The sequence below is a fragment of the Micromonospora siamensis genome (assembly GCF_900090305.1).
GTDB lineage: Bacteria > Actinomycetota > Actinomycetes > Mycobacteriales > Micromonosporaceae > Micromonospora > Micromonospora siamensis.
Genome location: NZ_LT607751.1, coordinates 3,460,407 through 3,475,580, shown reverse-complemented (window position 1 = coordinate 3,475,580; position 15,174 = coordinate 3,460,407). Strand labels below are relative to the sequence as shown.

The window sequence follows — 15,174 nt, the reverse complement described above, 5'->3', positions numbered from 1 at the left end:
GACGTTCGGGTGTCATCCGTCACGATGGCCCTTTTCGAGATGCGCCTCGGCGCGCGATGGCCTTTGCTAGGTGCGGGCGCGCGGGCGCGTGTCCACCTCGGCCCTCGGCCAATCCTCAGCCTGTTCCTCCGCCGCCACCGATGCCGGCGTCGTACCCCCGCGTGCATGGACGGAGATCAATGTGACCACCCTGCGGTTCGGCGACCAGCCCGCCACCGCCCCGGACCGGACCCGCCGGCCCACCGTCACCACCCTGCCCCGGCAGTCGACGCCGGTCGGCACGGGCGGCGCCGGCCGTCCACTCAAGATCCTGATGCTCTCCTGGGAGTACCCGCCGGTGCTCGTCGGTGGCCTCGGCCGCCACGTCCACGCCCTCTCCGTCGCCCTCGCCACCGCCGGCCACGAGGTCACCGTCGTCACCCGCCACACCGACGGCGCACCCCTGGAGGAATACGCCGACGGCGTCCGCATCCTGCGCGCCGCCGAGGACCCCGTCCGCTTCCCCCTCGCCACCGACTCCCTCCTGGCCTGGACCATGGCCTTCAACCACACCCTCACCCGCGCCGCCCTCCGCGCCACCGAAACCGGCGCCTACGACGTCATCCACGCCCACGACTGGCTCGTCGCCCACACCGCGATGACCCTGCGCGACCACCTGGACGTGCCGCTGGTCAGCACCATCCACGCCACCGAGGCCGGCCGGCACCAGGGCTGGCTGCCCGAGGAGATGAACCGCACCATCCACGGGGTGGAGCACTGGCTGAGCAACGAGTCGGGCCGGGTGATCGTCTGCTCCGGCTACATGCGTGACGAGGTGGGCGCGCTGTTCGGGGTCGAGCCGAACCGGGTCGACGTGGTGCCCAACGGGGTGGAGCCGCACCGCTGGCGGGTTCCGGTGGCCGCGGTCGCCTCCGCCCGCGCCCGCTTCGCCGCCGACGGCCCGCTGGTCACCTTCGCCGGCCGGCTGGTCTACGAGAAGGGCGTCCAGCACCTGATCGCCGGGCTGCCCCGGCTGCGCGAACGGCACCCCGGGCTGCGGGCCGTGATCGTCGGTGACGGCCCGTACAGGGGTGAGCTGGAGGCCGAGGTGCACCGGCTCGGGCTCGGCGACACGGTGAGCATGCCGGGCTTCCTCGGCGGCACCGACCTGCCGGCGGTGATGGCCGCCTCGGACTGCTTCGCGGTCCCCAGCATCTACGAGCCGTTCGGCATGGTGGCGCTGGAGGGCGCCGCGGCCGGCGCGCCGCTGGCCGTCGCGGCCACCGGCGGGCTGGCGGAGATCGTCGAGCCGGGCGTCACCGGGATGACCTTCGCCCCGCAGGACCCGGACGGGCTCAGCGAGGCCGTGCACACGCTGCTCACCGACCGCGAGCGTGCCCGCGACATCGCCCGCCGGGCCCGGACGATGGTGCACGAGCAGTACGGCTGGGCGGCCATCGCCCACCGCACCGCCGCCACCTACACCGCCGCGATCACCAGGGCCCCGGCGTTCGCCACCGAACGCGCCGAACTGCGGATGACGCTGGGCCGGCCCACCGCCCCCACCGTCGCCGGCAACCTGCTCGCCGCCGCCGGCCTGCGCTGACGGCGCCGACCGTCCCCGACCCGTCCGGCCTTCCCACCGGGCGGGTCTGGCGGGTCTGGCGGGTCTGGCGGGTCTGGCGGGTCTGGCGGGTCTGGCGGGTCGGATTCTGCCGGTCGATGCTCGAAAAGTCGTCCGCTGCCGAGCGAGTCCGGCAAGCCAGCACCGGTCCACGCCGACCGCTCCAGCACCCTCGCGCGAAGATCTGCACGGGCTTGCGCGGCAGGCGTACGCGAAAGGCCGCCGGACCCCTCGCGGGGCCGGCGGCCTCTCCTCGTGCCGAGTCCGGTCAGCGCTCGGTCAGCGGGGTGTAGTCCCGCGCCGCGGCGCCGCTGTAGATCTGCCGCGGGCGGCCGATCTTGGTGTCCGGGTCGTTGATCATCTCGCGCCACTGGGCGATCCAGCCGGGAAGCCGGCCCAGCGCGAAGAGCACCGTGAACATCCGGGTCGGGAAGCCCATGGCCTTGTAGATCAGGCCGGTGTAGAAGTCCACGTTCGGGTAGAGCTTGCGGGAGACGAAGAAGTCGTCGGCGAGCGCGATCTCCTCCAGCTGCATCGCGAGGTCCAGCAGCGGGTCCGGCTTGGCCATCCGGCCGAGCACGTCCTGGGCGGCCTTCTTGACGATGGCGGCCCGCGGGTCGTAGTTCTTGTAGACCCGGTGGCCGAAGCCCATCAGCTTGACGCCGTCCTGCTTGTCCTTGACCTTGCGGACGAAGGACTGGACGTCGCCGCCGTCTTCCTGGATCTTCTGCAGCATCTCCAGCACGGCCTGGTTCGCGCCACCGTGCAGCGGCCCGAACAGGGCGTTGACGCCCGCCGACACCGAGGCGAACAGGTTGGCGTTGCTGGAGCCGACCAGGCGCACCGTGGAGGTGGAGCAGTTCTGCTCGTGGTCGGCGTGCAGCACGAAGAGCATGTCCAGCACGCGGGCCATCACCGGGTCGACCTCGTACTGCTCGGCCGGCACGCCGAAGGTCATCCGCAGGAAGTTCTCCACGTAGCCCAGCGAGTTGTCCGGGTACAGCAGCGGCTGGCCGATCGCCTTCTTGTACGCGTACGAGGCGATGGTCGGGACCTTCGCCATCAGGCGGACAGTGGAGATCTCCACGTGCTCGGAGTCGAACGGGTCCAGGCTGTCCTGGTAGAAGGTCGAGATGGCGCTCACGGCCGACGACAGCACCGCCATCGGGTGCGCCTCGCGCGGGAAGCCGTCGAAGAAGCGGCGCATCTCCTCGTGCAGCAGCGAGTGCCGCCGGATCCACTCGGAGAACTCGGTCAGCTGCTGCTGGGACGGCAGCTCACCGTAGATCAGCAGGTACGAGACCTCCAGGAAGGAGGACTTCTCCGCCAGCTGCTCGATCGGGTAGCCCCGGTAGCGCAGGATGCCCGCGTCACCGTCGATGTAGGTGATCGCGGACGAACAGGAGGCGGTATTGACGAAACCGGGGTCGTACGTGGTCATCCCGGTTTCCTTCAGCAGCTTGCTCACCCCGATGCCCGCGGGGCCCTCGACCGCGCTGTGCACCGGCATCGAGAGCTGGCCACCCGGGTGATCGAGCTTGACTTCCGTCATGTGGTTCCTCGCTTCGCCGGCGAAATCCTCGTTGAATTGCCTTCGCTTTTACCGTAATCGCGGTCCGGCCGATACCGCCCACCGTGGTTCGGGGGTGAGGTATGCGTCACCCGATTCCCGACCTGGCCGATCGGAAACCCGCTCGTCCGCGAAGGCGGAAGGCTATCTCAGGACAGCCGCAGCCGACGCAGCGCGTCCCCCGGCCCCACCCGGTAGAGGGCGAGGTCGTTGGCGCCGGGGCGGAACAGCCGGTCGTCGGCGAGCAGGGCGGCGAACCGGCGCCCGCCGGGGTCCGGCGGCGTCACGGGCACCACCGCCCCCACCCGGCCGTTGACCGCCACGGCCAGCAGGGTGCCGTCCGGCACCGAGGCCGGCACCGTGCCCCAGACCAGCGCCGGCAGCTCCCCGCTCTGCGGCCGGACGTCACGGAACGCGGCCAGGTTCGCCACGGTGGCGCCACCCGCGGCCGGCCGGTCGCCGACCGTGGTGCCGACCAGCGGGTGGACGGCCGGCGACGGTGGCGGGGCGGGCACCCCGCCGGTGATCGTCAGCGGTTGCCCGGGCCGGTCGTAGAAGCGCTTGTCCGTGTCCGGCCGGGGGGCCTGCCGCGCCGACCGCCCGTCGACCCGCCACGGCAGGCGTACGTGGGCGTAGTCGGCGATGGTGGGCAGCAGGTCGACGTGCTCCCAGTTGCGGTCGTCCACCCGGCCGGCGCGCTGGCCCGGCTCCTTGACGAACATCGGCACCCAGGCCACCTGCCCGGCGGCGTGGTTGATCGCGTCCAGGCCCCGGCCCTGCCAGTCCCGCTGGAAACTCACCCCGTGGTCGGCGGTGACCAGCACCAGCGCCTGGTCGTACAGGCCGGTGGCCTTCAGGGTCCGCAGCGTCTCGCCGATCAGCCGGTCGGTGTAGCCGAGCTGGGCCAGGTGCCGGGCCCGGGCCAGGTCCACCCAACCGGCCCCGTCGTTGGGCAGGTCCTCGGGGGCGGCGTAGCGGGCGCCCGAGGGCAGGAACACCCACGGCGCGTGCGGCATCAGCAGGTGCAGGAAGTGCAGCGTCGGTCGGGGGCTCGGGCGCAGCCCGGCCAGGAAGCTGGTGAACCGGGCCGGCTGGTTGTCGTCCAGGCTGTCGAAGCGGAACTTCGGGTCGTCCGGGATCGGCTCGGCCGCGTCCAGCCCCGCCTCGGCCGCGGTCCGCTCCCGGTACGACTCCTCCGGGTCGATCCGGCTGTCCACCGGCGCGGCGACCTGGCGCAGCAGCTTGCCGCTCTCCCGCACCAGCACGCCGAGGCCCTGCTCGGGGGTGCGGGGCTGCTCGCAGCGGCTGGGTGGGCAGAGCCGGGTGATGCTCTCCTCGGCGCGGACGTCGTACAGGCCGCCGAGGGCGGTGAAGAGGTTGTCCGGGTACTGCGAGTAGTGCGGGGCGACCGACTTCGCCGGGAACCGGCCGGTGAGCATGGCCGGCAGCGCGTACGGGGTCCAGCCGCTGACCCCGGTGGCGTTGCGGTACCAGGTCGACCCGCCGGCCAGCTCGGCGAAGTGCGGGTACTTCGCGGCGTCGATCCGGCCGTCGGGGCCCAGCAGCGACACCAGCGGGAACTCGTCCAGGACGATCATGACGATCGGCGGGTGGGCGCCCGTCGCGACCTGACCGGCGGCTCCGCCCTGCCCGCGCGGCAGCACCACCGCCGAGGCCGGCGAGGCGAACAGGAACAGCAGCACGAACACCGGCGGGCCGACGGCGGCCACCCGCAGCACCCGGCCGGGCACCCGCCACCGCCGGTGCGCGGTCGCCCCGGCGGCGCCGGCCAGCGCCGCCACCAGCAGCAGCGGTACGCCCCGCAGCGGCGTCACCTGCCGTCCCACCTGCACCGCGAGCGCGGCGAGCAGCAGCCCGACCAGCCCGGTGTGCACCGCCGCGCGGACCATCCGGCCAGCCAGCCGGCTGGCCGCCCCGAGCAGCGCCAGCGGCACGGTGGGCACCACCGCGATCAGCCCCGCCAGCAGCAGCACGTCCGAGGGTCGGGCGCGATGGAACAGGAAGAAGTCGGGGCTGTGCCCGAGCACGTCCAGCACCGGCTGGGTGACCACCAGGCCGACCAGCGCGGCCACCTCGGCCAGCCGGCGCAGCTCCACCCGCCAGCCGGCGGTGGTCGCCGCCTCGGGCGACGCCGCGGGCGCGGCCGGTGCGGGCGGCGCGAGGGTCCGGTCAGCCACCCACGACCACCTGGTAGAGGGTACGGGTGCCCGACGGCAGCTCCAGGCGGCGTTCGACCCGGCCGCGGCCGGCGAGCAGCCGCTCGAACTCCTCCCGGTGGTAGTCGGGGAAGAGCCCGTCGGGCTTGTTGGCCAGCAGCCGGACCGCCATCGGGTCGGCCGGGTCGACGAACTCGACGACCAGCCGCCCGCCCGGCGCGCACCACCCGGCCAGGCAGTCCACCACCTCGGGCAGCGGCACGTTGCGCCCGATGGCCAGGTGGTGCACCAGCGCCAGGGCGAGCGTCACGTCGGCGCACGCCGCGCGCGGGGTGAAGCCGGCCCGCTCCACGCCCCGCCAGCCACCACCGGGCGACGGGTCGGCGAGGTCCATCACCAGCGGCAGGATCCGCTGTTCCCGCTCGGTGCGCAGGGCCCGGTAGAGCTCGTCGACCACCGCCGGGTCCTGCTCCACGGCAACCACGTACCGGGCGTGCCGGGCGGCGAGGCGGGCGTACCGGCCGTCGTTGGCGCCCAGGTCGAGCACCAGCTCCGGGTCGCCGGCGACCGCGGTGGTCACGAACTGCTCCTTGGCCGCCCGGTCCTGACCCGTGTAGCCGCAGGTGCGCTGGTAGTCGGCCCAGTGGCTGGCGCCGGGCCGGTGGTCCAGCCGGCGGACCAGCTTCTCCAGCCCGCGTACGGTGGCCAGGGCCAGTTCCCGGGAGTAGCCGGCGGCGCGCAGCTGGGAGCGTACGTCGGTGGTGGTGGCGCCGGAGTTGCGGCGCTGCATGGCGCCGTGCAGGTGCACGTGGGTGGGTACGCCGGGCAGCAGCCGCCGGGCGCCGCCGAAGATCCGCCGCATCTGCTCGGGTTCGATGCCGTCGACGCGGGCCCGCAGCAACGGCTGGAAGTCCAGCCCCAGGTGGGCCTGGAGCAGCAGCGGATAGAGCAGCGTCTGGCAGAACTGCCGGTAGCCGGCCCAGGGTTCGCCGTCGCGGACCGGGGTGAACGAGCCGACGTCGATGAAGACCGGGTCGGACCCGCGCCACTGGAGGTTGTACGCCGAGCCGTCCTTGGTGGTGAAGCCGGCCGGCAGCGCGGCGCGCAGGATCTCCAGGTGCAGCAGCGCGGCGTCGCGCAGCATCGAGAAGGACCACTCGTACGGGTGCGCCACGAACGGGATCCGCTCGTGGCGCAGCACCGCGGCCCAGGCCCGGCCGCTCTCCGGCAGCGGGCCGGCCGGCTCGACCGGTTCGGTGCGGCAGACCCGGCCGGACGCCATCAGCGCCGGGAAGAACTCGCTTCCGGCCAGCGCCCGCCAGTCGGCGGCGGCCGTCTCGTCCAGCGCCCGCAGCACGTCGCCACCGGCGTGGAAGACCCGGTTCGCCGGGTCACGGAACGAGCCGGGCTCGACCCGTACGCCGCTCTCGGAGATCGCCATCGCCCCGGCTCAGCCGTGGTCGGTGGGCTGCCGGCGGAACCGGGCGACCAGCCGGCGCCAGTAGAGCTTGGCGGCGACCGCCGCACCGGCAACTCCGCCGACCACCGCCTGCACGATCAGGCTGCCGGACCCCGCGTCCAGGTAGGCCAGGTGCATCACCGACCGCTCCTCTCCTCGCCGTCGTGGAAGCCGGCGTGAACGGACGCCACCATGCGGCGGCGATGACCGTTAAGCCGGGATTGTCTCCTTGTCACCGTAGCCGTCCCGACTCCGCCGTGACGGTCACACCCGGCACACCACCCGTCCGATTCGTTCAAGACCGGGCCGCCGAGCCGCCGGTAGCGTGCCGAGCCATGGCACCTCACCTCGACCTGCTCGGCAGCGTGGTCACCGACATGGCCCGCACGCTGGACTTCTACCGCCGACTCGGCCTGCCGATCCCGGCCGGCGCGGAGTCCGAACCGCACGTGGAGATCACGCTGCCCAACGGGCTCCGGCTGGCCTGGGACACGGTGGAGATGGTCCTCGGCTTCCACCCGAACTGGACGGCGCCGACCGGCAGCCCCCGGGCCGCCCTGGCCTTCCGTTGCGCCGACCCGGCGGAGGTGGACCGGTACTGGACGGAGTTGACCGAGGCCGGCTTCCACGGCGAGCTGCCGCCGTGGGACGCCTTCTGGGGCCAGCGGTACGCGGTGCTGCACGACCCCGACGGCAACGGCGTCGACCTGTTCGCCCCGCTGGGCGGCGACTGAGCGGCGCCGCGTCCCGCGGGCGACGGGCTGCGGATCAGCCGCCGAGCAACGCCCGCGGCGGCACCCCCGCCAGGTCACGAACGTCCCGGGTCAGGTGCGCCTGGTCGGCGTAACCGGTGCGGGCGGCCACCTCGGCCAGCCCGATGCCGGTGCCGGCCAGCGCCAGCGCCCGACGCATCCGCAGGATCCGGGCCAGGGTCTTCGGGCCGTACCCGAACAGGGCCCGGCTGCGCCGGTGCAGCAGGCGCGGGTCGAGGCCGACCTCGGCGGCGGTCGCGGCCACCGACCGGCCGGCGGCGAGCAGCGCGGCCACCCGCGGGCCGAGCGGGTCCGGACCACCGGCGGCGGCGAGCCGGCCGGCGGCCACCGCGGTCAGCGCGGCGCCGGTCGGCCGGTCGCCCAACCGCTCGGCGATCTCACCGGCCGCCCGGCCCCAGAGCGCCTCCAACGGCACCCGGCGGTCCCGCAGCTCGTCGGCGGAAACGCCGAACACCGCCGGGCCGACTCCGGGTGGCAGCCGCAGCCCCAGCCACCGCTCGCCCGCGGCCGACCCGGTCACGTACGCCCGACGGTCCGGACCGGCCACCAGCAGGCCGGCCCGACTGGACCAGAGCAGATCGAGGCAGCCGTCCGGCAGCACCCGGGTCGGCCTTCCGGCGCTGTGGCTGGTCCAGAGCACCGCGCCCGCGATCGCGGCCGGTCGTTCCCGATACACGCCGCTCAGCCTGCCACGGCGTGCCCTGGACGGCGCGAGGCCGGTCAGCGCCGGTGGTGCATGGCGAGCCGCAACAACGCGAACCGCAGGACGGTGGCGGCGAGGTTCGCCGCCACCAGCACGGCCAGCTCCACCGCACGCGGCGGGGTGGCCGCCACCAGGTGCAACCCGGCGAGCGCGCCGCTGGTGAGCGCCAGGCCAAGCCCGAAGGCCAGCAGGCCCTGCAGGTGGTGCCGGCCGGCGTCGCGGCGCCCGCTGATGCCGAAGGTCAGCCGCCGGTTCGCCGCCGTGTTCGCCACGGCGGTGAGCAGCAGCGCCAGCAGGTTCGCCGGCTGCGCGCCGAGCGCGCCCCGGGCCGCCACGAACAGCGCGAGGTACGCCAGCGTGCTGGCCACCCCGATCGCGGCGAACCGGGCCAGCTGCCGGGGCAGCCCGACCGGCACCTGCGCCGGCGGGGCGGCCAGCGGGGCCCGGCCGAGCTGCTCGCGCAGCCGCGGCAGCGGCAGCGCACCGGTGAGCAGGGCCCGGCCGAGCCGGCCGATGCCGCGCAGGTCGGCCAGGACGGTGGGGACGATCTCCACCCGGCTGTCCGGGTCGTCCACCCAGTCCACCGGCACCTCGTGGATGCGCAGCCCGGCCCGCTGCGCCAGCACCAGCAGCTCGGTGTCGAAGAACCAGCCGGTGTCCTCCACCAGCGGCAGCAGTTGCGCCGCCACGTCGCCCCGGATCGCCTTGAAGCCGCACTGCGCGTCGGAGAAACGGGCCGCCAGCGCGCCGCGCAGCAGCAGGTTGTAGCCCCGGGAGAGCACCTCCCGCTTCGCGCCGCGCACCACCCGGGAGGTACGCGCCAGCCGGGTGCCGATGGCCAGGTCGGAGTGCCCGGAGATCAGCGGCGCGACCAGCGGCAGCAGCGCGGCCAGGTCGGTGGAGAGGTCCACGTCCAGGTACGCCAGCACCGGCGCGTCCGAGGCGCCCCACACCGCCCGCAGGGCCCGGCCCCGACCCTTCTCGGCCAGGTGCCGCACCCGCACGTTCGGCAGCTCGGCGGCGAGCGACTCGGCGACGGCCAGCGTCGCGTCGACGCTGGCGTTGTCCGCCACGGTGATCCGGAATGGGTACGGGAAGTGCTCGCCCAGGTGCGCGTGCAGCCGCCGTACGCAGGGCCCGAGGTCGGCCTCCTCGTTGTACACGGGGACCACCACGTCCAGCACCACGGTGGGCGCCTGCACCGCGACGTCGACCGCCGGGCGTACTGCGGGGGTACCGGTCATCGCTCAGCCCTGCCTTCCGCTGCTCAGGTCGTAGACGGTGACGCCGTCGACGGTCCTCGACTCGAAGTTCTCGGCCACCCAGGTGGCGATCTCCTGCGACGCGGAGCTGCCGCCGTTGGCCCGGAATCCGCCGCCGCCGACGAACCAGTGGATCCGCCCGTCGGCGACGTACGCCTGGAACCGGGCCAGGGTCGGGGACGGGTCGCTGCCGTTGAAGCCGCCGATCGCCATCACCGGCTCGCCGGTGGCCAGCTGGTAGCCGGAGGCGTTGTTGGACCCGACGGTCGCCGCCACCCAGGTGTACGCGTCGGCGTCGGCCGTGAGCAGCGCCCGCAGCTCGGCGCTGGGCTCACGGGCGTCGAGCAGCCCGCCCATGCCGCCCCGCCGGCCCCCACCGGGCAGCCCGCCCGGCAACCCACCCGGCAGTCCGGGAAGCTGACCGGCGCCGTTCTGGCCGCTGCCGTTCGACCCGGTGCCATTCGACCCGGTGCCATTCGACCCGGTGCCGTTCGGACCGCTGCCGTTCGGACCGCTGCCGTTCGGACCGCTGCCGTTCGGACCGCTGCCGTTCGACCCGGTGCCGTTGGGCGCGGTGCCGTTCGGTCCGCCCGGGAAGCCGGGGAACTGGCCGCCATCCGGGAAACCGGGGAACTGGCCACCGCCCGGGAAACCGGGGAACTGACCGCCACCGGGAAATCCGGGGAACTCACCCGCCTGCCCCCGGCCGGCGCGGCCGGGGAAGCCGCCGCCGGGGAAGCCGCCCCGGCCCGGGCCGAAGGCGCCCTCCACGAACGGGCCGGCGGTCGGGATGGCGCCGGTGTGCGGGGTGGCCGCCGTCTGCGCGGCGTACGCGGCCGGGCCGGCCAGCGCCGCCGCCGCGCCCAGCACCAGGGCCAGCGGGACCACCCGCCGGGACAGTCGGACGGTGAGCAGCAGCAGCGCCGCCGCGACCAGACCGGCGACCAGCACGCCGGTGCGCAGCCAGGGGTACCAGTCGGGGCTGCGACCGAGCAGCCGCCAGGACCACCAGGCGGTGACCGCGAGGGTGAGCGCCAGCACCGCCGTGGCGGCAGCAGCACGGCCGCTCCCCCGCCGGGCCTCGGGATCCGTCGGCGGGACGCCGTCCACCGGGCCGGTGCCGCCGGCCGGGACCGTACGGCCCGCCGGCCCGGTCGCCGGTCGCCCGCGCTCGCGCCAGAGCAGGACCACCCCGATGCCGACCAACGCGCCGACGGCCGGGGCGAGCGCCACCGTGTAGTAGGCGTGGAAGATCCCGGACATGAAGCTGAACACCAGCCCGGTGACCAGCAGCCATCCACCCCAGAGCAGCAGCCCGGCCCGGGCGCGGTCGGTGCGGGCCGCCCGGCCGGCGAGCAGCAGCCCGGCGACCAGCAGGATCAGCGCGGCCGGCAGCAGCCAGGAGATCTGCCCGCCGACCTCGGTGTCGAACATCCGCAGCCAGCCGGTCTGCCCGGAGAACGGGCCACCGCCGCCCCCGACGCTGCCCTCCTCCTCGCCGGTGAGCCGCCCCAGCCCGTTGTAGCCGAGGGTCAACTCCAGGACGCTGTCGTGCTGCGATCCGCCGACGTACGGCCGGGCGCTAGCCGGCACCAGCTCGACGATCGCCACCCACCAGCCGCCGGCCACCAGCAGGGCCAGCCCGGCCAGTAGCAGCTGGCGGATCCGCCGCCACAGCCCGGTCGGCGCGGCCAGCAGGTACACCCCGGCGAGGACCGGGACCACCAGGAACGCCTGGAGCATCTTGGTGAGGAAGCCGAGGCCGACCAGCGCGCCGGCGAGCACGATCCACCGGGTGCCCGCGGTCTCCACCGCCCGTACCGTGGCGTACGCGGCGAGCACCAGCAGCAGCACCAGCAGGGCGTCGGGGTTGTTGAACCGGAACATCAGGGTGGCGACCGGGGTGAGGGCGAGGACCGCGCCGGCGACCAGGCCGGCGACCGGGCCGTACCAGCGGCGGACGGTGGCGAAGAGCGCTCCGACCGTGGACACCCCGAGCAGCGCCTGCGGCACCAGGATCGACCAGCTGTTCAGCCCGAAGACGCGTACCGACAGGGCCATCAGCCACAGCGAGGCCGGGGTCTTGTCCACCGTGATCGAGTTCGCCGCGTCCGACGAGCCGTAGAAGAACGCCTTCCAGCTCTGTGAACCGGCCTGCACGGCCGCCGAGTAGAACGAGTTCGCCCAGCCCGACCCGCCGAGCCCCCACAGGTAGAGCAGCCCGGTGCCCAGCAGCAGCGCCACCAGGGCCGGCCGGGTCCAGGCGGGATCGCGGCGGGGCGGTTCCGGTTCGACGGGTATGGGGTCGGGCGTGGGCGGGATCTGCGCCGCCGGGCCGTCCGGCACGGCCAGCAGGCTCTCGGTTCTGTCCATGCCGGAAGCCTCGGCGAGGTTCTTGTTCCCGCCCCATGATGGGGCTGTGGGTCAGCTGTGGCCTGCCGGCAACCGGACCGTGAAGACGGTCCGCCCGGGCTCGCTGTCCAGCGTGACGGCGCCGTGGTGGGCCTCCACGACGGCCGCCACGATGGCCAGGCCGAGGCCGGTGCTGCCGTGTTCCCGGGACCGGGAGCTGTCGCCCCGGGCGAACCGTTCGAAGACCTCGTCGCGCAGCTCCGGGGGGATCCCCGGGCCGTCGTCGGTGACGCTCAGCTCCACCGCGTCGCCCAGCCGGACCAGTCGGGTGGTCACGGTGCTGCCGGGCGGGGTGTGCACCCGGGCGTTGGCCAGCAGGTTCGCCACCACCTGGTGCAGGCGTACGGCGTCGCCGGGCACGTCGAGCGCCTCGTCGGGCAGGTCGAGCTGCCAGCGGTGCTCGGGACCGGCGACGTGCGCGTCGGCGACCGCCTCGACGACCAGCGCGGTGAGGTCGACCGGCCCGGTGGCCAGCGGCCGGCCGGCGTCCAACCGGGCCAGCAGCAGCAGGTCGTCGACGAGGCTGGTCATCCGGGTGCTGGCCGACTCGACCCGGCTCAACGCCAGCGCCACGTCCGGCGGCACCCGGTCCCGGCCGCGCCGGGCCACCTCGGCGTAGCCGCGGATGGCGGCCAGCGGGGTACGCAGTTCGTGGCTGGCGTCGGCGACGAACTGGCGTACCCGGGTCTCGCTGGCCTGCCGGGCGGCGAGCGCCGCGGCGACGTGCCCGAGCAGCCGGTTCAGCGACGCCCCCACCTGCCCCACCTCGGTACGCGGGTCGGTGTCGGCGTCGGGCACCCGCACCGACAGGGCCACCTCGCCCCGGTCCAGGGGCAGCTCGGTGACCCGCACGGCCGTGCCGGCGACCCGGTTGAGCGGGCGCAGCGTGGCCCGGACGATCAGCGCGCCGAGACTGCCGGCGATCAGCAGCCCTGCTGTCGCCACGCCGGCCTGGGCGACGACCATCCACATGATGGTGTCGTCGACCTGGGCGAGTGGGATGGCCAGGACGAGCACATCCCTGTCGCCGCGCGGCGAGAGGGTCGCGATCGCCCGGTAGTCGCCGCGGTCGCCGACCTCGACCGTGCGAGGTCGGTCGTCGATGGGCACGGCGGCCAAGCCCCGTACCTCGGCGGCGGGGACGGCCTCGGTGGTCGCGCTCTCGGTGCGGACGCCGGCGGTGAGTTCTCCCACCGGGGGCACCCGGACCGCGATCGACCCGGTCGGCAAGTTGGGCGGCGGCTCAGGGATGTCGGCCTCCTCCCCCGGCGGGCCTGGCCGGCCCGGCCAGGACGGGCCGCCGGAGCGGAACCACCGGGCCAGCTCGGCGGGCCGGCGGTCACCGAAGGTCAGCTGGTTGTCGACCTGGGCGATCAGGAAGTGCCGCAGGGCCACGGTGGTGAGCCCGCCGATGCCGACGCTGACCAGGGCGAGGAGCGCCACCACGGAGACGACCAGGCGCCGGCGCAGCGACCAGCCGGCCAGCCACCGCCGCAGCCGCCGGCTCAGGTCACTCCGCCGGCTTGAGGACATAACCAGCGCCCCGCAGGGTGTGGATCATCGGCGCCCGGCCCGCGTCGATCTTCTTGCGCAGGTACGAGATGTAGAGCTCCACCACGTTGGCCTGGCCGCCGAAGTCGTAGTTCCAGACCCGGTCGAGGATCTGCGCCTTGCTCAGCACCCGGCGGGGATTGCGCATCAGGTAGCGCAGCAGCTCGAACTCGGTGGCGGTCAGCGTGATCATGGTGCCGTCCCGGCGTACCTCGTGGCTGTCCTCGTCGAGGCTGAGGTCGCCGACGGTGAGCACGGCGTCCTCCCGGGCGGCCACCGCGAAGCCGGAACGGCGCAGCAGCGCCCGGAGCCGGGCGATCACCTCTTCCAGGCTGAACGGCTTGGTCACGTAGTCGTCGCCGCCGACGGTGAGCCCGGCGATGCGTTCCTCCACGGCGTCGCGGGCGGTCAGGAAGAGCACCGGCACGGTCGGGGTCTGCTCGCGCAGCCGGCGCAGCACCTGGAAGCCGTCCAGGTCGGGCAGCATCACGTCGAGGACCACGGCGTCCGGCTGGAACTGCCGGGCGGCGGTGAGCGCGGCCATTCCGTTGCCGGCGCTGCGGACCTGCCAGCCCTCGTAGCGCAGCGCCATCGACAACAGGTCGGTCAGGGTCGGCTCGTCGTCGACGACCAGCACCCGGACCGGCTCGCCGTCGGGTCGGCGCAGTTCGATGCGGCCCTGCGCGGCCTGCCCCTCCATGACCATGTCCCCCATCGTGGGCGCCGTCGCTGTGCCGCACCTCTGCGCTTCCTGTGTACCAGCTGTGCCGCCCGGCGGGCCTGCGACCGGCCGGACAAGGGAGCCGGAAGCCTCTACCACAGCGCGTTACCCAGTGGTAACTTCCGGTCGTGGGCACGGCTGGTGACGGCTCCTCCACGGGCGTGCGGGTGGCGTTCGAACGACGCGGCGCAGGCCCGCCGCTGGTGCTGCTGCACGGCATCGGGCACCACTGGGCGGCCTGGCTGCCGGTGCTGGACCTGCTCGCCGGCACGACGTGGTCGCGCTGGACCTGCCCGGCTTCGGCCGCTCACCGGTGCCGCCGACCGGCCTGCCCCGGGACATGGCGCAGGTGGTGGCCGCGATCGCGGAGTTCTGCGCGGCGCTGGGCCTGGACCGGCCGCACGTCGCCGGCAACAGCCTGGGCGGGGCGATCGCCCTGGAGCTCGCCGCCGCCGGCCACGCGGCCTCGGTCACCGCCCTCTCCCCGGCCGGCTTCTGCAGCCCGCGGGAGCTGCGCCGGGCGATGACCGTGCTCGGCGCGCACCGGGCCGCCGCCCGGCTGCCCGAGCCGCTGGTGAGCGCGGTGCTCGCCCGGCCGGCGCTGCGCGCACTGGCGCTCGGGATGATCGTGGCGCGGGCCGACCGGCTCACCCTCGACGTGGCGCTGGCCGACACCCGGGCGCTGCGCGACGCACACGCCTTCCGGGCGGTCGCCCGCGCCGGCCGCGGCTACGCCTTCACCGGCGTACCGGCCGTGCCGGTCACCATCGCCTGGGGCACCCGGGACCGGATCCTGCCGTACCGGCAGGCCGCAGCCGCCCGGACCCGACTGCCCGATGCCCGCCACCTGGACCTCGTCGACTGCGGTCACGTGCCGATGTACGACGCCCCGGAGCTGGTCGCCTCGGTGATCCTGGAGACCACCAGCGCGGCAGGCTGAGCC

At 74.5% G+C, this 15,174-nt stretch carries 12 protein-coding genes; 3 read left to right on the top strand and 9 right to left on the bottom strand.

Annotated elements, in window-relative coordinates:
* Positions 1–181: 181 nt before the first annotated feature.
* Entirely contained in the window at positions 182–1,585 is a 1,404-nt protein-coding gene (locus tag GA0074704_RS15975; protein ID WP_088971246.1) for a glycosyltransferase family 4 protein, read from the top strand.
* Between the two features lie 286 nt (positions 1,586–1,871).
* Here GA0074704_RS15975 and GA0074704_RS15970 read toward each other — a convergent pair whose 3' ends face one another.
* The 4 genes from GA0074704_RS15970 to GA0074704_RS29065 all read right to left on the bottom strand — a co-directional run bounded on the left by GA0074704_RS15970 (position 1,872) and on the right by GA0074704_RS29065 (position 6,950).
* The gene (locus GA0074704_RS15970) at positions 1,872–3,155 is read right to left on the bottom strand and encodes a citrate synthase (protein ID WP_088971245.1); all 1,284 of its coding nucleotides are present in this window, start codon (positions 3,153–3,155) and stop codon (positions 1,872–1,874) included.
* A gap of 167 nt (positions 3,156–3,322) precedes the next feature.
* Positions 3,323–5,371, bottom strand: coding sequence for a sulfatase-like hydrolase/transferase (locus tag GA0074704_RS15965; protein ID WP_088971244.1), 2,049 nt, complete (start codon positions 5,369–5,371; stop codon positions 3,323–3,325).
* The gene (locus tag GA0074704_RS15960) at positions 5,364–6,791 is read right to left on the bottom strand and encodes a methyltransferase domain-containing protein (RefSeq protein WP_088971243.1); all 1,428 of its coding nucleotides are present in this window, start codon (positions 6,789–6,791) and stop codon (positions 5,364–5,366) included. The genes GA0074704_RS15965 and GA0074704_RS15960 overlap by 8 nt, the downstream gene beginning before the upstream one ends.
* A gap of 9 nt (positions 6,792–6,800) precedes the next feature.
* Entirely contained in the window at positions 6,801–6,950 is a 150-nt protein-coding gene (locus GA0074704_RS29065; RefSeq protein ID WP_172880583.1) for a hypothetical protein, read from the bottom strand.
* A 194-nt stretch (positions 6,951–7,144) separates the two neighbouring features.
* Between GA0074704_RS29065 and GA0074704_RS15955 the strand changes: the two genes are divergently transcribed.
* Entirely contained in the window at positions 7,145–7,543 is a 399-nt protein-coding gene (locus GA0074704_RS15955; protein ID WP_088971242.1) for a VOC family protein, read from the top strand.
* A 34-nt stretch (positions 7,544–7,577) separates the two neighbouring features.
* On the opposite strand, the gene GA0074704_RS15950 is transcribed toward GA0074704_RS15955, so the two are convergent.
* From GA0074704_RS15950 to GA0074704_RS15930, 5 genes are read right to left on the bottom strand one after another with little or no spacing between them, the layout of a single operon-like run.
* Positions 7,578–8,258, bottom strand: a complete 681-nt coding sequence (locus tag GA0074704_RS15950) for a helix-turn-helix transcriptional regulator (protein ID WP_088971241.1) — start codon at positions 8,256–8,258, stop codon at positions 7,578–7,580.
* Positions 8,259–8,302: 44 nt separating this feature from the next.
* Positions 8,303–9,529, bottom strand: a complete 1,227-nt coding sequence (locus tag GA0074704_RS15945; RefSeq protein WP_088971240.1) for a glycosyltransferase — start codon at positions 9,527–9,529, stop codon at positions 8,303–8,305.
* A 3-nt stretch (positions 9,530–9,532) separates the two neighbouring features.
* Positions 9,533–11,920 carry a glycosyltransferase family 39 protein gene (locus GA0074704_RS15940; RefSeq protein WP_088971239.1) on the bottom strand — a complete coding sequence of 796 codons (2,388 nt, stop codon included), beginning with the start codon at positions 11,918–11,920 and terminating at the stop codon, positions 9,533–9,535.
* 51 nt (positions 11,921–11,971) lie between these two features.
* Positions 11,972–13,492, bottom strand: coding sequence for a sensor histidine kinase (locus GA0074704_RS15935; protein ID WP_088971238.1), 1,521 nt, complete (start codon positions 13,490–13,492; stop codon positions 11,972–11,974).
* Complete coding sequence (locus tag GA0074704_RS15930; protein ID WP_088973721.1) at positions 13,470–14,210, bottom strand: response regulator transcription factor; 741 nt, start codon at positions 14,208–14,210, stop codon at positions 13,470–13,472. Before GA0074704_RS15930 ends, GA0074704_RS15935 begins: the two co-directional genes overlap by 23 nt.
* 295 nt (positions 14,211–14,505) lie before the next feature.
* Between GA0074704_RS15930 and GA0074704_RS15925 the strand changes: the two genes are divergently transcribed.
* Positions 14,506–15,171: an alpha/beta fold hydrolase gene (locus GA0074704_RS15925; RefSeq protein ID WP_231926470.1), complete on the top strand. Its 666-nt coding sequence runs from the start codon at positions 14,506–14,508 to the stop codon at positions 15,169–15,171.
* Positions 15,172–15,174: the final 3 nt, after the last annotated feature.